Origin of the sequence: Nocardioides renjunii (genome assembly GCF_034661175.1) — a bacterium.
GTDB lineage: Bacteria > Actinomycetota > Actinomycetes > Propionibacteriales > Nocardioidaceae > Nocardioides > Nocardioides renjunii.
This window is the reverse complement of sequence record NZ_CP141058.1, coordinates 2,447,177-2,466,258: the sequence shown is the minus strand read 5'-3', so window position 1 is coordinate 2,466,258 and position 19,082 is coordinate 2,447,177. Positions and strand designations below refer to the sequence as shown.

The following is a 19,082-nucleotide window of genomic DNA, read 5'->3' as shown; positions in this document are numbered from 1 at the left end:
GCCCCCGGTTCGCCCGGAGGCTCAGCCGTGGACCTCGGCCTCCAGCTCGGCGGCCAGCTCGCGGAGGAACTCCGCCATCTCGAGCAGCTCGTGCTCGATGTCGGCCCCGGTGCGGGACGCGCTCCTGGCCGGCAGGGTGATGCCGAGCTGCATGGCGTACTTGGCTCGCACCTGCGCCTCGACCAGGTTCCCCAGCTGGGTGGGGCACTGCCAGCGCGGAATCAGCTCCACGGCAGCCGGCACGGAGATCGGGTGGCGGAGCTGGTACCAGGTCGTCGGCTTCGGGACGCGCTGGCGAGGGCGCCAGCCGGCGATGATCCGCTTGAGCTCGCCCGAGTCGGCAGCGAGGACCTCGTAGCGTGACGGTTGGCCCGGCACCTGGCGGTAGGTGAGGAGCTGTGGGGTGACCGAGCGGCGTCCCGCCGTGCGCGTGACGAGCTGCCGGATCCCGTCGGCGATGCCCTCGGCGTTGTGCGGCTTGATCTCGCCGACGACGCCCTTGCGGGGGAACCTCACGAGGTCCTGCGGCCATGCGGTCGGCTTCGTGGTCGAGTCCCAGCGGTGGCGGCTCTGCCGTGTCGTTGTCATGACGGTTCTCCTCCTGGTGGTCCTGCCGCCCACACGTCGAGGGCGGTAAGTGCGAGCAGGGTGGCGCCGTCGAGGACGGCGCGGTCCCCGGCGGGCGACGCGGCCGCTGCGGCGAACGCGCGCGAGTGCGGAGCGAGGCGGCCGATCGCCAGCTTGGGGTGGGCGACGGGCACGACGTGGCTGACGTTGCCGAGGTCGGTGCTCCCCGCGGTGAGCACGTCGAGCGGGTCGCCCGGCGCGGCAGCCCGGCCCAGCGAGCGGAGGTGCCGCTCCAGCGAGGCCGCGAGCCACGGGTCGGTGCGCAGCTCGTGGTAGACCGGACCCCGTCGCTCGACGTGCACCGAGCACCCCGTCGCCAAGGCACCGGCGGCGGCCGACCGCTCGACCACCGCGAGGAGCCGACGCAGGCCGGGCGTCGTCGCCGCCCGCGTCATGACCCGCAGCTCGGCGGCCTCGGGCACGACGTTGGGCGCGTCACCACCTCGCGTCACCACCGCGGTGACCTGGTCGCCGGGCGCGAGCCGCGACCGCGCAACGCCCAGGGCCCCGTAGGCCAGCACGGCGGCGTCCACCGCGTTGCGGCCGTGGGCCGGTGCCATCGCGGCGTGCGCGGCACGACCGCCGAAGACCACGTCGTACGTCGACGCCGCCCGGAACGTCGCCCGCGCCTGATCCCGGGAGCCGGGGTGGACGAGGAGCGTGGCGGCCGCGCCGTGGAACGCACCGCGGCGGAGCAGCTCGATCTTCCCGCCGCCGCCCTCCTCGGCAGGGGTGCCGAGGGCGACGACGCGGCCGCCGTTGGTCGCGGCCAGGGGGGCCAGCACGGCCGCCGCCCCGGCGGCCGCTGCCGCGACGACGTTGTGGCCGCAGCCGTGGCCGAGCCGCGGCAGGGCGTCGTACTCGCAGCACAGGACCACCAGCGGACCCGCACGACCGGCACGGGCGCGGAAGGCAGTGGCCAGGCCGTGCGCCGGCAGATCGACGCGGAGTCCCGCGGAGGCGAGGAACGTGGCCACCCGGCGGCTCGAGCGGTGCTCCGCCCAGGCCGTCTCGGGACGGGCGTGCAGGTCGTGGGACAGCGCGAGGAGTGCCGGTGCGAGCCGGTGGACCGCGGACCGTACGTCTGCCCGCGCCGCTGCCGCCGTGCTCACGTCGTCACCGCCCGCCGGTGCGCGACGCGCCGGCCACGACGGGCGCGGAAGCGCTGACGGGCAGGGGCGGTCAGCCGCAGGACGTTGCCGGCGAGGACGTCGGCGAGCCCGTCGCGGTCGACCGGCAGCGCCCGTGCCTTCGCGAGCTCGACGGCCGGGTGCAGGAACGGACCGTCGCTGCCGAACAGCACCTTCCGTGGCCCGGCACGACGCACGGCGTCCTCGAGCAGGTCGTGGTAGCGCACGCCGGACGTGTCGGTGAAGACGTTGGGGATCCGGACGAGCTGGTCGACGAACGCGCACTGCGCCTTCCAGTCGTCGGCGAAGGAGGACAGGTGCGGTATCACCCAGGCGACGTCCGGGTAGGCCCGCGCGACCATCTCGACGGTGGCGGTGTCGCCGGCCGGGTCGTAGAGGACCGGCAGGGCCCACCGCCGGGCCGCCTCGGCGACCTCCCGGGTGATGCGTGCGTCGTGGGCGTGCACCTTGATGCCGCAGAAGCCCCGGCGCACGGCGACGGCGACCCGCTCGCCGACGTGGCCGGCCTCGGTGCGGGTGTTGACGAAGAGGTAGCCGAGGAACCCGGGGCGGGTGATCAGGCGGGCGATGTCGGCGTTGGCGCGCGGGTAGTCCGAGGTGAGGGGTGCCATGACCACGGCGCCGCGGATGCCGGCGGGACGGGCCCGGCGCAGGTAGACCGGCAGCGAGCCCTCGGTGTCCCAGGGCCCGCGCAGCCCGTCGCCCGTGCCGATGTGCACGTGCGCGTCGATGACCAGCGGATCCCTCATGCCGCCCTCCCGGTGACCGCGCCGGCGAGGGCCTGCTCCAGCCGCTGCATCTCGGCCTCGCCGTGGTCGGCGCGCAGGCACAGCGAGAGCGTCGGGCGGCCGGTGCACCGTCCTGTCGTGGCGAGGGACCGGATCCCCGACGCCGCCAGCGCGCGGTGCACCTCGAGCGGGTCGCGACGGCCGCCCTCGGTCGCGACGAGGGGGAACCCGACGCCCAGCGGACGCATCCGGAGGTCGGCCAGGACGCTGCGGACGCGGACGACGTGACCCGCCAGCCGCGCCCGGCGGTCGTCGAGGCTCGGGTCGTCGAGCGCGTGGCGCAGCGCGGCGACGTCGGCCGTGGTCGGCGGGCCGGCGTGCACCCGGGTCGGTCCGTCGGCGCGGACGCGGGCGACTCGGGGGCCGGGCCCGGTGACGACCGCGAGCGGCGCCGAGAGCCCCTTGGCCAGCGACGCGACGGTCACGTGGCCCGGCTCGACCCCGAGCCAGGCCGCGGTGCCGCCTCCGCCGCTGCCGAGGACCGGCGCCGTGGGCGTACGACGTCCGAGCACGCCGGCCGCGAGGGTGTCGTCGACGACCAGCTCGCCGTCGTGGCGCCGCGCGACGTCCGCCAGCTCGCCCAGCGGCGCGGGACGCAGGCAGGAGCCGCAGAGCCCGTCGGTGACCACGACCGCCCGTCGTCGGCGAGGAGCGCGGCGCCGCGCGTCGTCCGCGTCGTGGTGCCGGAAGCGCACGACCTCCGGACCGCTCCCGCCCACGGCACCCACGGCACCCACGGCCCACCGGCCGATCGGGTAGACCGCCTCGTCGAGCAGGATCACCGCGTCGGGCACGCGGGTCGACAGCACGTCGATGAGCGCGTGCAGGCTGGTCCGGGCGAGCACGCCGTCGCCGGCGCCGTGCCAGCGGGCCAGCCGCCTCGTGAGCGGCCGGCCCGCCTCCGTCTCCTCGACCGCCGCCGGCCGCCCGGTCGTCAGGCCGGCCGGTGTGCCGGACGGCCGGAGACCGAGGAAGTGGGCGGAGGTGAAGTCGTCACGCACGGATCCGGGCACCGGCGAGCCGGCGGGCGAGCAGGGTCGACGGCATCTCCGTGCTGGGCTCCTGGGCGAGGTCGACGCCGGTCGCCGACCGGTAGGCGGCGGCGTACTTCTGGATGCCGTAGCGGAACGCCTGCGCCCAGGTGGCCGCCTCGATCCCGCCGACGCCGGGATCGGCCCAGTTGCCGAGCCGGATGGTGAGCACCAGCTGCTCGCCGATCGTGGCGAGGTCGTTGAAGTGCATGATGCTGGTGTCGGTCCAGCCCTGGATCGACTTCATGCTGTCCACCCGGTCCATCCACGCCTCGGGGTAGGGCGTCATCGGACGGCCGCCGAGGAACTCGCGCATCTGCGGCTCGGCCAGGATGCTCTGCATCACGAGGAACTCGGCGCGCGCCGCCACCGCCATCTCGCCGTACTGGTTCTGCGTGCCCTGCGACAGCACGATGTGGCAGTCGCGCAGGGCCCTGTAGAGCGGGAAGGCGTCGGCCTGCACGGTCAGGTCGTCGAGCTCCTTGAAGTAGCGGTGGGCGAGGAAGAGCACCTGGTGGAACGTGGCCAGGAAGCCGTTGCGGCGCTCCACCACCACGTGCGGGCGGGGGACCGCTCGCCCGATGAGCGAGAAGCCGTACTCGTACTCGTACTCCACCGCGCGCCTGCGCACGGTGAGCCGGTGCAGCTCGTCCTCGGCATAGCCCCACAGCCGGTTGCGCAGCGGCAGCAGCGGCGTGACGTCGAACCGCGCCAGCGGGTCGCGGCCGGGGATCCGCCGGTTCTGGAACCGCGCGAGGATCACGTTGAGGGTCTGCACGAGCATCCCCTCCTCGAGCCAGTAGTTCCAGATCAGCTCGACGCCCGGGAGGTACGCCGTCCCGGCGTCGCGCGGCAGCAGGATGCCGGGGAACTGCGCGGCGGTCTCCTCGAGCTTGTGCTCCTCGTAGCCGGGCGGCACGAGGTCGCCGAAGGACGTGACCTTCGACCGGGAGACGAAGTCACGGGCGGCGCGCCGCAGGGCCTGGTAGGGGCGCCCGCCGAAGGCCGGCCAGGCGTTCGCGTCGTCGTAGGCCTCCCCGGGGCCCCAGTCGGCCTCGAGGAAGCGGCGGAACTCGGCGTACGTGACGGGGGAGGACCGCTCGACCTGTCCGGTCGGACCCTCCCGGACGAGGGCGACGCGCAGCGGCTGGCCGATGTCGCCGTCGTGGCCGGTGTCCGAGCCGGCGGCCGGGTGCGTGGACACCGCGAAGGCGTCCTGGTCGAGCTCCTCGGCGTGCTCGATGAAGGCCGAACCGGTCTCGCCGGAGCCGGGCCTGCCGGCGTAGAGCACCAGGCGGTACTCACCCTCGTCGAGGTGGACGTCGTCGTCCTCGTGCTCGTGCACGTACCTCTCGTCCCACTCGACCGCCGATCCCAGCGAGATGGTGTGCTCGGCAGCGGGCTTGCGGCCGCCGGACCGAGGCTTCCAGCCGACGGCGACCGCCGTGGCCTCGTCGGCGCCCTCGTGCAGGACCGCCCAGGTGAAGGCGCTGACGCTGGACTCGAGGGCGACCTCGAAGAGGACGTCCTCCTCCGGGGTGAAGACCTGGCTCGTGGGCCGGATCGCGTTGTGCCTGTCCTTGGACATGCTGACTCCTTCTCATGAGGCGCGTGCGAGCACGCGTCGGGTGGTGGTGATCTGTTCCGCGGAGGCGAGCGTGCTGCGCAGCGCCCAGGCCCTCAGGAGGGCGCCGATGAGCTGGCTCTCCGCCTCGGGGGTGATGCGTCCGGCAGCGCGGGCCTGCCCGGCGACGGCGAAGACGAGGCTCGGCCGCTGGCGCGCCATGGCGCCGAGGTCGCCGCGCCAGGTGGCGTGGAGCTGGAGCAGCCGGGCCGGCGTGCGTTCGGCTGTCGGGAAGACCTGCCCCAGCGCTCGTCCGCTCAGCGCGGGGGAGCGGTGGGCGAGCAGGGCCCGGACGAAGGCCGGGATGCCCGCCTCCAGGGCGGCCAGCTCCTGCTGGCGCACCGGCGGCAGCCCGGCCACCGGGTTGAGCGCCTTCCAGGAGGCACGCATGGCGGCCCACTGGGGGTGCGGGTGGAGCGCCTCGCCCATCCCGCAGCTGAGCAGGACCCGGATGTAGGGGATCGGGTGCGGGTCGTCCCCGGACGGCCGGAAGACGAAGAAGCGCGGCAGGCTGACGACGGCGAGCAGCCCGAGCGTCGAGGAGATCCCGAGCGTCGCGACGGACCACAGGTCGGCCACGATCTCGGAGATCCAGCGCTCCCAGCTGCGCCACACGGCCTGCTCCCGGGCGCCCGACGGTCGACGGGCGGCCAGGTCCTTGCGCAGGCTCTCCACGAGGCCGAGGAGCGCCGCTCCCTGGTGCCCGACCTCGTGCACGAGGGAGGACGCGATGCCGTGCCCGACCATCCGCTCGCGCGGGATCCGGATGATGGCGGCCGGGCTCAGGTCGCCGCCGGGCATCTTGGTCCGCGCCCGTCGGATCGCCGCGCCCGGCCCGCGAGCCAGGTAGCACACCGCCGGCGGTGGGTCGGTGATCAGCGGGCTGATCCGGAGGGCGTCGTCCGCCAGCACGTCGAGCCCCGACAGCCAGGTCCCGGTGCGGCTCTCGCTGCGCTGGGTGACGACCTCGGTGAACATGTCGAGCTGGCTGAGGATCGAGTTGAACCTCATCCGGATCAGCACGAAGCGGTGCTGCTGCTCGGCGGGCGGAGCCTGCCGACCCGGTCCCCTGAGCCACGTCAGGTAGTCCTCGACGCGTCGTCGCAGGACGGTGCGCCCGGTGTGGAGGAACCGCTCGATGTCCAGCGCCGCCCGCAGCGGCAGCATGGCCGCGGGCACCATGGTCTCGTGCAGGGCCAGCGGCCGGATCTGGTTGAGGCGTGCCAGCAGCCCGCGGGCCTCCATCTCGAGGAGTACGTCGCTGCGCAGGCGGGTGTCCATGGCCGACCTCAGGCCCCGACCAGCACGATCCGGTTGCCGCGCCGGTACCAGCGGCCGGCCGCTCCACCGACCTCCTGCGACTCCTGCGACTCGTGCGTCTCGAAGGTCTCGAACGCCTCGAGGCTCTCCATGGCCGACGCGTCGTCGTCGTCGAACGGCTCGAACCCTCCGTCGCCCCCGGTGCCTCGACCGCAGCGACAGCCCTGCGACGGCGCAAACGGCGACGGGTCCCAGGCGGGAGCGTCCCAGCGCGGTGCGCGACGCGCGCGCCACTGGCCCTGGCGGCCGTAGGCCTGCCGGCCACGGCCTTGGCCCTGGCCCTGGCCCTGGCGCAGCAGCGTCGGGGCATAGCGACGGGCCGAGGACACGGCGGCACTGCGGGCGACCAGGCGCGGGGCGACGCCGTACGGCGCGCGCATGGCGCTGCGGACCGTCCCGTTGGCCCAGCGCACGTAGCGCCGAGCGGCCTCGAGCTCGGCCTCGGCCTCGCCCATCGTCTCGCGCTCCTCGGCCTCCAGGAGCTTGGCGGCCATGCTGCCGAGCTTGCCGCCGATGGCGGTGCCCAACCCCGGCGCGACGAAGGAGCCGAGCGCCGAGCCGACCATCGGCAGGGCGGTCTTCGCGACGTTGCGGAGCACGCCGCCGACGGCCTTGCCGACGCCCGACTTCATGAACGAGCTGGCCCCGCGGGCCACGCCGCGGACCAGCTTGCCGAGGAACTCCTCGAGCTCGGCCTCGTTGGTGATCTCGAGCAGCTCCTGGGCGAGCTCGAGCTCGAGGCTCTCGTGCAGCTCGCCGGACAGCTCGTAGGCCTCGTGCAGCTCGGGCTGCTCCCACTCGTACGACTCGTGGAGCTCGGGCTGCTCCCACTCGTACGACTCGTGCAGCTCGGGCTGCTCCCACTCGAATGATTCGTGGACACTCATCGGTTGACTCCTTCGGTGACGGGGACGGTGCGTGGTGGCGGCGCTCAGGCGCCGTAGATGACGATGCGGCGGCCCTGGCGCACCCAGCGCCCCGAGGCCGCCCGGCTGCGCCCGGCGGTCCCGGTCACGACGGGCACCAGTCCCGGGAGGTGGCGGCGTGCCGCGGCGGCGACCGCCTGGGTGGCTGCCTGGCTCGGTGGGAGCTGGGGCGTGCGGGCCGCGATGCGGGCCGCGTCGCCCGCGGTGCGGACGAAGGCCCGGGCGACCTCGAACTCGCGGTCCTCCTGGGACATCGCCTCGAGCTCGAAGCGGCTGCCCAGCCAGCGACCGGCAGCGGTCCCGAGCTGGCCCCCGGAGCTGCCGCCGAGGGCGGACCCGACGATGCCGCCGACCTGCGGCAGCACCTGGCGGGCGGCGTTCTTGAGGACGCCGCCGAGCGCCTGGCCGGCGGCCGATCCCGCGAAGCCGCGGGCCGCCGAGGTGGCCGAGCGGACGAGGCTGCCGAGGAAGTCCTCGAGCTCGGCCTCGTTGCTCACCTCGAGCAGCCGGCCGGCCAGCTCCATCTCCATTGCCTCGGCCTCGTGGCCGGCCTCGTAGGACTCGTACTCCTGCGCCGCCTCCTGGAGCTCGTAGGTCTCGTAACCGGTCTCGCCGGTCTCGCCGCTCAGCTCGAACATGGCGCGGTCGATGTCGTGCATGGGGTGTCCCCTCTCGGTCGATGGCTCTCGACCCCTCCATGCAAGTTCCGTGCCACGCCCACCGGGCGGTACGTCGCCGTGGCGGGCGAAGCGCGCTTCGCTCCGTGGCGAGCGGCGTCAGGGTCGGGGCGAAGCGGGGTTCGCGGCCCGGGCGCGGTACTTCGCGACGGTGCGCCGGGAGATCGCCGCCCCGTCGCGGGACAGCAGGTCGGCCACCTGCTGGTCGGTGGCTCCGGGGTGCTCGGCCCGTGCCGCGGCGACCCGCACCGCCGTGGAGGGGCTGGCGCCGAAGAAGTCCGCGAGCGGGACGACGCGCCCGTCCGGACACCGGGCCAGCTTGCCGCCGACGACGCGACCGACGGTCGAGGGATGGACCGAGAGAGCGGCTGCCACGTCCCGCCGCAGCAGGGGCCGGTGCTCCTCCGGTCCGGCCACGATGAACCCCTGCTGGCGCAGCGCCACCTCGTCGGCGACGCGTTGGAGCATCCGGCCCCGGGCGGCGACCTGGGCGACCAGCCTGGCCGCCGCCTCGCGGTGGGGCGCGAGCCAGGCGCGGGCCTCGTCGGTGTCGGCGAGGACGTCGGTCACCACCTCGATCCCCGCCGAGTCGGGACCCGCGACGTGGGCGACCACCGGACCGGGGCGGTCCGGCTGCGTGAAGACCACGTCCGTGGGCGCGCTGCGGGCCGCACCGCCCGGGAGCGACACGAACGGGCGGGTGCGCCCACGGAGCACGGCGACCGCCGCGGCCACCGCCTGTTCCGTGGCTCCCGCCGCCTCGGCGACGTCCGCGAAGCGCTCCTCGGCGACCTCCGGCAGCCACCGCTCGGCGATCTCGCCGACCAGGGGATCCACGGATCCCGACTCGACCAGCGCGGCCGCCTGGACGCGGACGCAGTCGATCGGCGACGTGGCGGCGATGCCCGGCGGACCCGCCCGGCGCAGGCCGGCGACGACGGCCGCGAGCGTCTCCGCGGGCACCGGCGGCGGGTCGGGCAGGAGCCCGTGGTCGTCGAGCGAGGCCACCACCTCCTCGAGCACCGGACGCCACGTGTCCGGCAGCTCGGTGACCGCGTCGCGCAGCAGGTCCGCGCGCCAGTCCGACGTCGCCTCCGGCTCGGCGCTCCAGCGAGCCGTCGAGCAGACCGTGCAGCGCTCGCCGGTGGTCGCCAGTCCGCAGGTCGGGCACGGCCGCCAGGAGCGGCGTTCGAGGAGCGGGTTCTCCGCCACCGCCCGGTCCACGGCGGCGTCGAGCTCGACGGCGCCGGCCGGCAGCAGGGCGAGGTAGGACAGCACGCGCAGCCCCGGCCGCGCGGCCAGCCGAGGTGTCATGCCGAGCGACGGTCCGGACCGCTCCACCTGCCGACCGTACCGCCGGGCGCGGCGGGCGTCCGCGCGTCGTCCGCACGTCGCTCAGGACGCCGCGTGCTCCCGCGCGGCGGCCACCAGCCCGGCCATCAGGCCGATCTCGAGCCGCGTCTCCGGGTGCCACTGCACGGCGAGGCAGTAGCGGTCGCCGGTGGCCTCCATCGCCTCGAGCGTGCCGTCCTCGGCGCGCGCGACGGCCGTGAAGCCCGGGTGGGTGGCCACGGACTGGTGGTGGTGGCAGCTGACCTCGGCCGTCGCCCCGACCAGGCCGGCGAGCCGCGACCCCTCCGCCGTGCGCACCTCGATCGATCCGTAGGCGTCGCCGCCGGGGGAGTGCTGCGCGTGCCCGACGAGGTCGGGCGTGTGCTGGTCGAGCGTGCCGCCGGCGTGCACGGCCATCAGCTGCATGCCCCGGCAGATGCCGAGGACCGGGAGGCCCACCTCGGCGGCCGCCGTCAGCAGGGAGAGCTCCCACTCGTCCCGGTCTGGCTGCCACGCCGCCGTCTCCGGGTGGGGCTCAGCCCCGTATGCCGCGGGGTCGACGTCGGCTCCGCCGGACACGACGAGGGCGTCGATGCGGGCCACCACCCGCGCCGCGGCGCCCGGCGCGGCGACGGGCGGCAGGAGCAGCGGCACGCCGCCCGCCGCCTCGACCGAGGCGGCGTACTCCGTGGGCAGGAGGTCGGCGCGCGCGTCCCAGACGCCCCAGGCCGCCCGCTGGCGGTAGGTCGTCAGGCCGATGAGCGGTGCGTCCACGAACCCGTCCTCACAGCGGCGTGACGTAGGCGCCGGAGATGCCGCCGTCGACGAGGAAGGTGTTGGCGGTCATGAAGCTCGACTCGTCGGAGGCGAGGAAGAGCACGGCGTTGGCCATCTCCTCGGGCTCGCCGAACCGGCCCATCGGCACGTGGACCAGCCGCCGGGCCGCGCGCTCGGCGTCGCTGGCGAACAGCTCCTTGAGCAGCGGGGTGTTCACCGGTCCGGGGCACAGGGCGTTGACCCGCACGCCCTGGCGGGCGAACTGCACCCCGAGCTCGCGCGACATCGACAGCACGCCGCCCTTCGACGCGGAGTAGGAGATCTGCGAGGTCGCCGCGCCCATCACGGCCACGAACGAGGCCGTGTTGATGATCGAGCCGCGGCCCTGCTCGAGCATGTAGGGCAGCGCTGCCTTGCAGCACAGGTAGACGCTGGTGAGGTTGACCTCCTGCACTCGGCGCCAGGCCTCGAGGTCGGTGTCGAGGATCGAGTCGTCCTCGGGCGGCGAGATGCCGGCGTTGTTGAACGCGATGTCGACCGATCCGTAGGTGTCCTGGGCAGTGCGGAAAAGCGCGTCCACCTCGTCCTTGGACGTCACGTCGACGTGGACGTACGTCGCCACGTCGGGGCCGCCGAGCTCCGCCACCAGCGACTCGCCGGTGGCGTCGTCGATGTCGCCGATCACGACCCGCGCGCCCTCCTCGACGAAGCGGCGCACGGTCGCGAGCCCGATGCCGCTGCAACCGCCGGTGACGACCGCCGTACGGCCCTCGATGCGTCCTGCCATGTCCTGTGCCTTTCAGTGTGGGCCGGCGGGGGAGCCGGTCGTGGAGCCGCCGGTGCGGCTGCTCAGTGGGCGATGAAGACGTTCTTCTCCTCGGTGAACGCGTTCGGCGCGTCCGGTCCGAGCTCGCGGCCGAGGCCGGACTGCTTGTAGCCGCCGAACGGCGTCCAGTAGCGCACCGAGGAGTGGCTGTTGACCGAGAGGTTGCCGGCCTCGACGCGGCGCGCCACGCGCAGGGCGCGGCCGACGTCGGAGGTGAAGATCGAGCCGGAGAGGCCGTAGTCGGTGTCGTTGGCCAGCGCCACGGCCTCGTCCTCGTCGTCGAACGCCCTCACCGCGACCACGGGGCCGAAGACCTCCTCGCGCCACACCGGCTCGCTCGTGTCGCGCGACTCGACCACCGTCGGCGGCAGCCACCAGCCCGGACCGTCCGGGGCGGTCCCCGTGAACGCGACGGTGGCGCCGTCGACGTAGGCCTGGACGGTGTCGCGCTGGGCGGCGGAGACCAGGGGACCCATCTCGCTCTGCTCGTCGGCGGGGTCGAGCACCCTCAGTGCTCGGACCGCGGTCTCGAGGCGACCGACGAACTCGTCGTAGGCCGAGCGCTGCACGAGGATCCGCGAGCGCGCGCAGCAGTCCTGTCCCGCGTTGTCGAACACGGCGTAGGGCGCGCTGGCCGCCGCGGCGGCGACGTCGGTGTCGGCGAAGATGATGTTGGCGCTCTTGCCGCCGAGCTCGAGGGTCACCCGCTTCACCTGGTCGGCGCAGCCGGCCATGATCTTCTTGCCCACGGCGGTGGACCCGGTGAAGCAGACCTTGCGCACCAGCGGGTGGGTGACGAAGCGCTCGCCGACGACCGAGCCCCTGCCCGGGACGACGTTGAGGACGCCCGGGGGCAGGCCCGCCTCCAGTGCCAGCTCACCGATGCGGATCGCGGTGAGAGGCGTGAGCTCGGCGGGCTTGAGGACCACCGTGTTGCCGGCCGCCAGCGCGGGGGCAAAGCCCCAGGCCGCGATCGGCATCGGGAAGTTCCACGGCACGATGATGCCGACGACGCCGAGGGGCTCGTGGAAGGTGACGTCCGTGCCTCCGGCGACGGGGATCTGCCGACCGAAGAGCCGCTCGGGCGCCGCGGAGTAGTAGTTCAGGCAGTCCCGGACGTTGCCGGCCTCCCACCGCGCGTTGCCCACGGTGTGCCCGGCGTTGAGGACCTCCAGCTGCGCGAGCTCCTCGAGGTGCTCGTCCACCACGGCGGCGAAGGCGCGCAGGAGCCGTGCGCGCTCGCCCGGCGCGACGTCGCGCCAGCCGGGGAAGGCATCGTGCGCCCGCTCGATGACGGCGTCGGCCTCCTCGAGGGAGGCCGAGGCCGGCGAGGAGTCGAGCTCCGCGCCGGTCGTCGGGTTGATCAGGGTGCTCATCTCAGCCTCTCTCCACGTCACTCACAGCGTCGGTCAGAGCCGCTCGAACCCACGGGCGAGCTCCCAGTCGGTGACCGCCGCGTCGTAGGCCGCCATCTCGACGTCGGCCATGTTGGCGTAGTGGTCCACGACCTCGTCGCCCAGCGCCTCGCGCACGACCGCGGAGGAGTGGAACAGCTCGCGGGCCCCGGCCATCGTGTGGGGCACGCGCGGCTTGTCCGAGGCGTACGCGTTGCCGGTCAGCTCCGGCTCCAGCTCGAGCTCCTCGTCGATGCCGTGCAGCCCGCCGGCGATCATCGCGGCGAGCGCGAGGTAGGGGTTGGCGTCGGCGCCGGGGATGCGGTTCTCCATCCGGGCCCCGGCGCCGCGGCCGACCAGCCGTACGGCGCAGGTGCGGTTGTCCGTGCCCCAGCCGATCGTGGTGGGGGCGAAGGACCCGTCGGCGAACCGCTTGTAGGAGTTGATGTTGGGCGCGAAGAACAACGTGAAGTCGGCCGCCGTCGCCAGCACCCCGGCGATGAAGCGGTCGTAGAGCGGCGTGCGCGCGCCGGTGTCCTCGTCCCAGAAGACGAGGTCGCCGTCCTCGCCCCGCAGCGACAGGTGGATGTGGCACGAGCTGCCCTCGCGCTGGTTGGGCTTGGCCATGAAGGTCACCGACTTGCCGTGCAGCGCGGCGATCTCCTTGGCGCCGTTCTTGTAGACCACGTGGTTGTCGGCCGTGGTGAGGGCGTCGTTGAAGAGGAACCCGATCTCGTGCTGCCCGAGGTTGCACTCGCCCTTGGCGCCCTCGACGTCCATGCCCGCGGCGTACATGTGGTTGCGGATGTCGCGCAGCAGCGGCTCCACCCGTGAGGTGCCGAGGATGGAGTAGTCGACGTTGTACTGGTTGGCGGGCACGAGGTCGCGGTAGCCCTTGCGCCAGGCCTCCTCGTAGGTGTCCTCGTAGACGACGAGCTCCAGCTCCGTGCCGGCCATCGCGACGAGGCCGCGCTCGGCGAGGCGGTCGAGCTGGGCCTGGAGGATCGCCCGGGGGCTGGCGGCGACCGGGCGGTGGTCGGCCCACTCGAGGTCGCACTGCACCATCGCCGTGGCCGGCAGCCACGGCAGCAGGCGGATCGTCCGCTCGTCCATGACGAACTCCATGTCGCCGTAGCCCTGCTCCCACGACGTCATGGCGTAGCCGTCGACGGTGTTCATGTCGACGTCGACCGCCAGCAGGTAGTTGCAGCCCTCGGTGCCGTGGCCGACGACGTGGTCGACGAAGTACTGCCCGTGCAGGCGCTTGCCCTGCAGCCGTCCCTGCATGTCGGTGAAGGCGAGGACCACGGTGTCGACCTCGCCGGCGTCGATGCGCTGGCACAGTCCCTCCATGGTGAGGTGGCGGTCGTTGCGGGTGCTCACGGTGGCTCCTGGGTCTCCGGGTGGGTCCGGGGTGTCGGGCTCGGTCGTGGTCAGACGAGCAGGCCGCGCAGCAGCGCCGCCGTGTCGTCGCAGTGGTCCTCCATCACCGTGCGGGCCCGGTCGGGGCGCCCACCGAGGATGGCCGTGCAGATCAGGCGGTGCTGGCGGTGCGAGTGGCCGATGTTGGGCTCGAGCGAGGGGATCGCCCCCAGCATGGAGTCGAGGGTGGACTGCACCGAGGTGACTGCCTCCTGCAGCCGCGCCGAGCCGCTGAGCGCGGCGATGGTCAGGTGCAGCCGCGAGTCGGCCTGCCGGTGCGCGCGCTTGCCGGACGCGTCGTGGACGGCGGCCTCCGTGGCGGCGAGGCGGTCGCGGTCGGTATCGGCGAGCGCGTGGCTCGCGGCGAGGTGGGCGGCTCCGGGCTCGACGACCCGCCGGAACTCGAGCGCGTCGAGCCACTCCGACTTCGTGGCGGCGGACAGCCGCGACAACCCGCCGCGGAACCGGGCGCGGGCCTGCGACGTGACGGTGGACCCGCCACCGCGGCCGCGCCTGGTCTCGACCAGCCCCGCCTGTCGCAGGGCGGCGATCGCCTCGCGCAGGGTGGCCCGGCTCACGGCGAGCCGCTCGGCGAGCTCGCGCTCGGGCGGGAGGAGACTGCCGACGGGGTAGACCCCGAGGCGGATCGCGGTCGCCAGCTGCTCCACGCATCCCTCGAAGGCGTGGTGGCCGCGCACCGGCCGGAGCACCGCGTCCGTGAGGTGCTCGTGGGGCTGGGCCGTCATGCGGGCCAGTCTGTGCACGGCAGGGCCACACGTCAATGGTCAGAGTTCAGACCAATTTCTGCTCGGACCCTTTACGGCCCCTGCGGGCGGGTCTACGGTGCCGAACACCCACTGACGCCCCGAGAGGTGTGCCCATGTCCGCTGCAGAGACCGCTGGATCCGCTGGAGAGTCCTCGCGCGAACGCGAGCTGACCGATGACGAGAAGCACCTCGCGAAGCTGGGGTACTCGCAGGAGCTGAGCCGCAGCTGGTCGAGCTTCTCCAACTTCGCCATCTCGTTCTCGATCATCTCGATCCTGGCCGGCTGCTTCACCACCTTCGGGCAGGCCTGGAACAACGGCGGGCCCATCGCCATCTCGTGGGGCTGGCCGATCATCTCGGCGTTCATCCTCATCATCGGCTTCACCCTCAGCGAGCTCGTGTCGGCCTATCCCACGTCCGGCGGCATCTACTGGTGGGCCGCCAAGCTCGGTGGTCCGGCCGCCGGCTTCTTCACCGGGTGGCTCAACCTCATCGGGCTGCTCGCGGTGACGGCCAGCGTCGCCTACGGCGCGGCCACCTTCCTCGACCTGACGATCAGCACGATCAGCACGAGCTGGGCCGACGGCTACTCGCTCACCCGGGTCTTCCTGATCTTCGTCGCCATCCTCGCCCTGGCGTCGGTGCTCAACATCTTCAGCGGCCACCTGCTCGCCGTCATCAACAACATCTCGGTGTGGTGGCACGTCGCCGGCGCGGCGATCGTCATCCTGGTGCTGATCATCGTGCCGCCCACGCACCAGAGCCTCGACTTCGTCTTCACCGAGCGGATCAACAACTCCGGCTTCAGCAGCGGCGCCTACTGGTTCCTCGTGCTGCCCCTCGGCTTCCTGCTCACGCAGTACACGATCACCGGCTTCGACGCCTCGGCCCACCTCTCCGAGGAGACCCAGGGCGCGGCCGAGGGCGCCGCCAAGGGCATCTGGCGCTCGATCTTCTACTCCGCCATCGGCGGCTACGTCCTCCTGCTGGCGTTCCTCTTCGCCGTCCAGGACCCGCAGGGGGTGAGCGACGGCTTCGGTGCCGTGGACGTCATCTTCGGCCAGGCTCTGCCCGACGGCTGGCACTTCCTCATCCTGCTCATCTCGACCGCCGGCCAGCTGTTCTGCACCACGGCGTGCCTGACCAGCGCCTCACGGATGACGTTCGCGTTCAGCCGCGACGGCGCGATCCCGGGATCGCGGTGGCTCTCCACGGTCAACAAGACGACCAAGATCCCGGCCAACGCGGTCATGTTCGTGGCGGTCATCGGCGCGATCATCACCCTCCCCGCGCTGAAGAGCATCGGTGGCGTGCCGGTCGCGTTCTACGCCGTCGTCTCCGTCGCGGTCATCGGGCTCTACCTGTCGTTCCTGATCCCGATCTACCTGCGCTGGCGCATCGGCGACGCCTTCGAGGCGGGCACCTGGACCAACGGCGCGAAGTACAAGTGGATGAACCTCGTGGCGGTGGTCGAGATCGCGATCATCTCGGTCTACTTCGTGCTGCCGTTCACCCCGGCCGGCGTGCCGTTCAGCGACGAGTTCGCCTGGAGCAGCGTCAACTACGCGCCGGTCCTCACCATCGGCACGCTCATCGTGCTGGCGATCTGGTGGAACGTCTCGGCCAAGCGCTGGTTCACCGGCCCGAAGAACACGATCGACGACGCCGTCGTCCACGCCTTCGACGACTGAGCCGTACGAGCTGCTCGCCCTCGCTCAGGTGAGGGCGAGCAGACCGTCGACGAGGAGCACCGTCCCCACCAGCACCGCGACCGCCGTCCACACCGCGGGGCCGGAGCGCACGACCCGGTCGCGCAGCATCGCCAGCCGGACCCGCGCCTCCCCGGGACGGCGGGCGTAGTAGCCGAACATGCCCGCCACCGTGGCGGTCGAGGCGACGGTGAACACCGCGAAGGCGACGGCGACCACGACCAGGGACACCTGGTCACGCACCACGACCAGCGCGGCGGCGCTGGTGAGCGCCCACGGCTGCTTCAGCACGCCGACGGTGGCGGCGCCGAGGGGCGTGAGGTGGGCCATCCGGCCCACGAGCCGCTGGGTCCCCCTCGAGGACCCCGCCGGGTCCGGGGAGGCCGGCGGGTCGGTCGCGCGCCGGCTCCACCTCCGCGCTCCGAACCACAGCAGGCCCGCGCCCAGCAGGGTCTCCAGCACCGCCACCGACGTACGTCCGTCGCCGCGCTCCGTGGCGCCCGAGGCCGCCACCGCGTAGCTCGCGGTGAACACGACGGTCAGCGAGAGGACCCACCCGGTGAGGAACGCCGCCGCGTTGACGCGAGCCCTCGCCGTGCCGAGCACCAGGACGGACACGACGATCGTCGCCGGGGACAGGCTCGCCATCAGGCCCAGGAGGAGGACCGGCAGGATCAGGCTCACGGTGCCCCTCTCTCGTCCCGCTCGCCCCGGTGTCGCGGCGCAGTCCGTCCCACCGTGCCCGGTCGGGCGACCCGGCGCCTGACCTGCCACGGGTGACGCGTCCGGGATGCGAAGAACCCCAGGCCGACGACCTGGGGTTCTTCCTGTGTGTCCGAGGGGGGACTTGAACCCCCACGCCCTAATACGGGCACTAGCACCTCAAGCTAGCGCGTCTGCCAATTCCGCCACCCGGACGAGTGCTGGAGAACAGTAGCAAAGCGGATGGCTCGACATTGCATCGGGGTTGGTGCGCACTCGTGGGGCAGGATGGACGGCATGGACCAGGCGCCCACCGACCGTTCGCAGGACCTGTCGTACGACCCCGCAGCGGAGGTCGTCGAGCTGTGCCAGCAGCTCATCGGCATCGACACCTCCAACTACGGCACCGACGACGGACCGGGGGAGCGCAAGGCCGCGGAGCATGTCGCGGCGCTGCTCGACGAGGTGGGGATCGAGGCCCAGCTCGTCGAGGGACAGCCCGGCCGCACCAACGTCGTGGCGCGCTGGGGCGGCGGCGACGGCCGCGCCCCGCTGCTGCTCCACGGCCACCTCGACGTCGTACCCGCCGAGGCGTCCGACTGGCAGGTGGACCCCTTCAGCGGGGAGATCAAGGACGGCCAGGTGTGGGGCCGCGGCGCCGTTGACATGAAGGACTTCGACGCGATGCTGCTGAGCGTCGTCCGGGCGCGCGCCACCGCCGGCGCGGCGCCCCAACGTGAGGTCGTGCTGTGCTTCACCGCCGACGAGGAGGCGGGCGGGGGGCACGGCGCCAAGCTGCTCGTCGAGCAGCACGCCGACCTGCTCGCCGACTGCACCGAGGCGGTCGGGGAGGTCGGCGGGTTCTCCGCGACGATCCGCGGCCGGCGGGTCTACCTCATCGAGGCCGCCGAGAAGGGCATGGCCTGGATGCGGCTCACCGCCCGCGGCCGGGCCGGCCACGGCTCGATGATCAACGACGACAACGCCGTGACCCGCCTGGCCGGTGCCGTCGCCCGCATCGGCGCCCACCAGTGGCCCGTCCGGCTGACCCCGACGATGGAGGTCCTGCTGGCCACCGTCGGCGAGCTCGCCGGCACCGAGGCCACGCCCGAGAACGCCGAGGCCCTCGTCGAGGAGTTCGGCGACGCCGCCCGGATGCTCGGTGCGGTGATCCGCAACACCGCCAACCCCACCATGCTCCGCGCCGGCTACAAGACCAACGTCATCCCCACCGAGGCCCAGGCCACGGTCGACGGCCGGTTCCTGCCGGGCTACGAGGACGAGTTCTTCGCGACGCTGCACGAGCTGGCCGGCGACGGGATCGAGTTCGACTTCGAGTCCAAGCAGGACCCCTGGGAGACGCCGTACGACGGCGACCTGGTGACCGCGATGACCCGCAGCCTGCTCGCCGAGGACCCCGACGCCCTCGTCGCGCCCTACCTGATGAGCGGGGGCACCGACGCCAAGCACTTCCGCAAGCTCGGCATGCGGTCCTACGGCTTCGCGCCCCTCCGGCTCCCCGCCGAGCTCGACTTCACCGCGTTGTTCCACGGCGTCGACGAGCGGGTCCCGGTGGACGCGCTCGAGTTCGGGGCGCGGGTCTTCGACCGGTTCCTCGAGCAGGCCTGACCTCTCGAGGGACTCTGGAACATCTGGGGGTGTGCACGCCCCCAGAAGTTCCGGTTTCCCCGCCTATGCGGGGAAACCGCGCCGGCCTCCGGCAACCCGCCCGAACGACAGCCCCCACCGCACACCCCCTCGGTGGTGTCGCGCACGCCACAGCCGGACACGGGTGAGGGAATGCGCCACGCTGTGGCACAGTTGCCACCGCAAGAGCTTGCGTGCTCTGGGGGCGGTGGAACTCCGCACCGGCGGTCACAGTCCGCGACCCGGCCACATCCAGTGGCCGGTTGACCAGGTGGAAATCCTGGACCGACGGTCACAGTCCGGATGAGAAGTGCACGCTGACGGCTCGCGCGCCGTCCCGACCAGTCGGGGGCGCGCCCCGT

The 19,082-nt window shown here is 73.2% G+C and carries 17 protein-coding genes, 1 tRNA gene and 1 riboswitch; of the genes, 2 read left to right on the top strand and 16 right to left on the bottom strand.

Going from position 1 to position 19,082, the window contains the following annotated elements; translation table 11 throughout:
- Positions 1 to 21: 21 nt before the first annotated feature.
- The 14 genes from SHK17_RS11640 to SHK17_RS11575 form a co-directional block, all read right to left on the bottom strand.
- Positions 22 to 588, bottom strand: coding sequence for a hypothetical protein (locus SHK17_RS11640; protein WP_172274943.1), 567 nt, complete (start codon positions 586 to 588; stop codon positions 22 to 24).
- On the bottom strand, positions 585 to 1,739 hold the full coding sequence (locus SHK17_RS11635) for an amidohydrolase (RefSeq protein ID WP_322919300.1): 1,155 nt from the start codon (positions 1,737 to 1,739) through the stop codon (positions 585 to 587). Before SHK17_RS11635 ends, SHK17_RS11640 begins: the two co-directional genes overlap by 4 nt.
- Complete coding sequence (locus SHK17_RS11630) at positions 1,736 to 2,527, bottom strand: amidohydrolase family protein (RefSeq protein ID WP_322919299.1); 792 nt, start codon at positions 2,525 to 2,527, stop codon at positions 1,736 to 1,738. The genes SHK17_RS11635 and SHK17_RS11630 overlap by 4 nt, the downstream gene beginning before the upstream one ends.
- The gene (locus SHK17_RS11625) at positions 2,524 to 3,567 is read right to left on the bottom strand and encodes an aminotransferase class I/II-fold pyridoxal phosphate-dependent enzyme (RefSeq protein ID WP_322919298.1); all 1,044 of its coding nucleotides are present in this window, start codon (positions 3,565 to 3,567) and stop codon (positions 2,524 to 2,526) included. The genes SHK17_RS11630 and SHK17_RS11625 overlap by 4 nt, the downstream gene beginning before the upstream one ends.
- Entirely contained in the window at positions 3,560 to 5,185 is a 1,626-nt protein-coding gene (locus tag SHK17_RS11620) for a hypothetical protein (RefSeq protein ID WP_322919297.1), read from the bottom strand. Before SHK17_RS11620 ends, SHK17_RS11625 begins: the two co-directional genes overlap by 8 nt.
- Positions 5,186 to 5,197: 12 nt before the next feature.
- Positions 5,198 to 6,502, bottom strand: coding sequence for a hypothetical protein (locus SHK17_RS11615; protein WP_322919295.1), 1,305 nt, complete (start codon positions 6,500 to 6,502; stop codon positions 5,198 to 5,200).
- Positions 6,503 to 6,510: 8 nt separating this feature from the next.
- Positions 6,511 to 7,428 carry a hypothetical protein gene (locus SHK17_RS11610; protein WP_322919294.1) on the bottom strand — a complete coding sequence of 306 codons (918 nt, stop codon included), beginning with the start codon at positions 7,426 to 7,428 and terminating at the stop codon, positions 6,511 to 6,513.
- 44 nt (positions 7,429 to 7,472) lie between these two features.
- Positions 7,473 to 8,126, bottom strand: coding sequence for a hypothetical protein (locus tag SHK17_RS11605; protein ID WP_172274961.1), 654 nt, complete (start codon positions 8,124 to 8,126; stop codon positions 7,473 to 7,475).
- 117 nt (positions 8,127 to 8,243) lie between these two features.
- Positions 8,244 to 9,458: an RNA polymerase factor sigma-54 gene (locus SHK17_RS11600; protein WP_322919293.1), complete on the bottom strand. Its 1,215-nt coding sequence runs from the start codon at positions 9,456 to 9,458 to the stop codon at positions 8,244 to 8,246.
- 81 nt (positions 9,459 to 9,539) lie between these two features.
- Positions 9,540 to 10,250 carry a gamma-glutamyl-gamma-aminobutyrate hydrolase family protein gene (locus tag SHK17_RS11595; RefSeq protein WP_172274966.1) on the bottom strand — a complete coding sequence of 237 codons (711 nt, stop codon included), beginning with the start codon at positions 10,248 to 10,250 and terminating at the stop codon, positions 9,540 to 9,542.
- Positions 10,251 to 10,260: 10 nt separating this feature from the next.
- Positions 10,261 to 11,040, bottom strand: a complete 780-nt coding sequence (locus SHK17_RS11590) for a 3-oxoacyl-ACP reductase (RefSeq protein WP_172274968.1) — start codon at positions 11,038 to 11,040, stop codon at positions 10,261 to 10,263.
- A 62-nt stretch (positions 11,041 to 11,102) separates the two neighbouring features.
- The gene (locus SHK17_RS11585) at positions 11,103 to 12,455 is read right to left on the bottom strand and encodes an aldehyde dehydrogenase family protein (RefSeq protein ID WP_322919292.1); all 1,353 of its coding nucleotides are present in this window, start codon (positions 12,453 to 12,455) and stop codon (positions 11,103 to 11,105) included.
- Positions 12,456 to 12,488: 33 nt separating this feature from the next.
- Positions 12,489 to 13,856: a glutamine synthetase family protein gene (locus SHK17_RS11580; protein ID WP_322425249.1), complete on the bottom strand. Its 1,368-nt coding sequence runs from the start codon at positions 13,854 to 13,856 to the stop codon at positions 12,489 to 12,491.
- A gap of 50 nt (positions 13,857 to 13,906) precedes the next feature.
- Complete coding sequence (locus SHK17_RS11575) at positions 13,907 to 14,641, bottom strand: FadR/GntR family transcriptional regulator (protein WP_172274972.1); 735 nt, start codon at positions 14,639 to 14,641, stop codon at positions 13,907 to 13,909.
- Positions 14,642 to 14,775: 134 nt separating this feature from the next.
- Here SHK17_RS11575 and SHK17_RS11570 point away from each other — a divergent pair, with 134 nt between their 5' ends.
- A complete protein-coding gene (locus SHK17_RS11570) occupies positions 14,776 to 16,353 on the top strand; it encodes an amino acid permease (protein WP_322919291.1) in 1,578 nt (525 codons plus the stop codon).
- Positions 16,354 to 16,377: 24 nt separating this feature from the next.
- On the opposite strand, the gene SHK17_RS11565 is transcribed toward SHK17_RS11570, so the two are convergent.
- Both SHK17_RS11565 and SHK17_RS11560 read right to left on the bottom strand, forming a co-directional pair.
- Entirely contained in the window at positions 16,378 to 17,055 is a 678-nt protein-coding gene (locus SHK17_RS11565) for a GAP family protein (RefSeq protein WP_322919290.1), read from the bottom strand.
- A gap of 148 nt (positions 17,056 to 17,203) precedes the next feature.
- A tRNA-Leu gene (locus SHK17_RS11560) sits at positions 17,204 to 17,289 on the bottom strand.
- A gap of 81 nt (positions 17,290 to 17,370) precedes the next feature.
- Between SHK17_RS11560 and SHK17_RS11555 the strand changes: the two genes are divergently transcribed.
- Positions 17,371 to 18,702: a M20/M25/M40 family metallo-hydrolase gene (locus SHK17_RS11555; protein WP_322425246.1), complete on the top strand. Its 1,332-nt coding sequence runs from the start codon at positions 17,371 to 17,373 to the stop codon at positions 18,700 to 18,702.
- Between the two features lie 208 nt (positions 18,703 to 18,910).
- Positions 18,911 to 19,040: riboswitch (FMN riboswitch) on the top strand.
- Positions 19,041 to 19,082: the final 42 nt, after the last annotated feature.

Bases quoted from the DNA above. Each gene is read 5' to 3' on its own strand.
- SHK17_RS11640 (WP_172274943.1), bottom strand. From the start codon at position 588: ATGACAACGACACGGCAGAGCCGCCACCGCTGGGACTCGACCACGAAG.
- SHK17_RS11630 (WP_322919299.1), bottom strand. From the start codon at position 2,527: ATGAGGGATCCGCTGGTCATCGACGCGCACGTGCACATCGGCACGGGC.
- SHK17_RS11620 (WP_322919297.1), bottom strand. From the start codon at position 5,185: ATGTCCAAGGACAGGCACAACGCGATCCGGCCCACGAGCCAGGTCTTC.
- SHK17_RS11615 (WP_322919295.1), bottom strand. From the start codon at position 6,502: ATGGACACCCGCCTGCGCAGCGACGTACTCCTCGAGATGGAGGCCCGC.
- SHK17_RS11610 (WP_322919294.1), bottom strand. From the start codon at position 7,428: ATGAGTGTCCACGAATCATTCGAGTGGGAGCAGCCCGAGCTGCACGAG.
- SHK17_RS11605 (WP_172274961.1), bottom strand. From the start codon at position 8,126: ATGCACGACATCGACCGCGCCATGTTCGAGCTGAGCGGCGAGACCGGC.
- SHK17_RS11600 (WP_322919293.1), bottom strand. From the start codon at position 9,458: ATGACACCTCGGCTGGCCGCGCGGCCGGGGCTGCGCGTGCTGTCCTAC.
- SHK17_RS11590 (WP_172274968.1), bottom strand. From the start codon at position 11,040: ATGGCAGGACGCATCGAGGGCCGTACGGCGGTCGTCACCGGCGGTTGC.
- SHK17_RS11585 (WP_322919292.1), bottom strand. From the start codon at position 12,455: ATGAGCACCCTGATCAACCCGACGACCGGCGCGGAGCTCGACTCCTCG.
- SHK17_RS11575 (WP_172274972.1), bottom strand. From the start codon at position 14,641: ATGACGGCCCAGCCCCACGAGCACCTCACGGACGCGGTGCTCCGGCCG.
- SHK17_RS11570 (WP_322919291.1), top strand. From the start codon at position 14,776: ATGTCCGCTGCAGAGACCGCTGGATCCGCTGGAGAGTCCTCGCGCGAA.
- SHK17_RS11555 (WP_322425246.1), top strand. From the start codon at position 17,371: ATGGACCAGGCGCCCACCGACCGTTCGCAGGACCTGTCGTACGACCCC.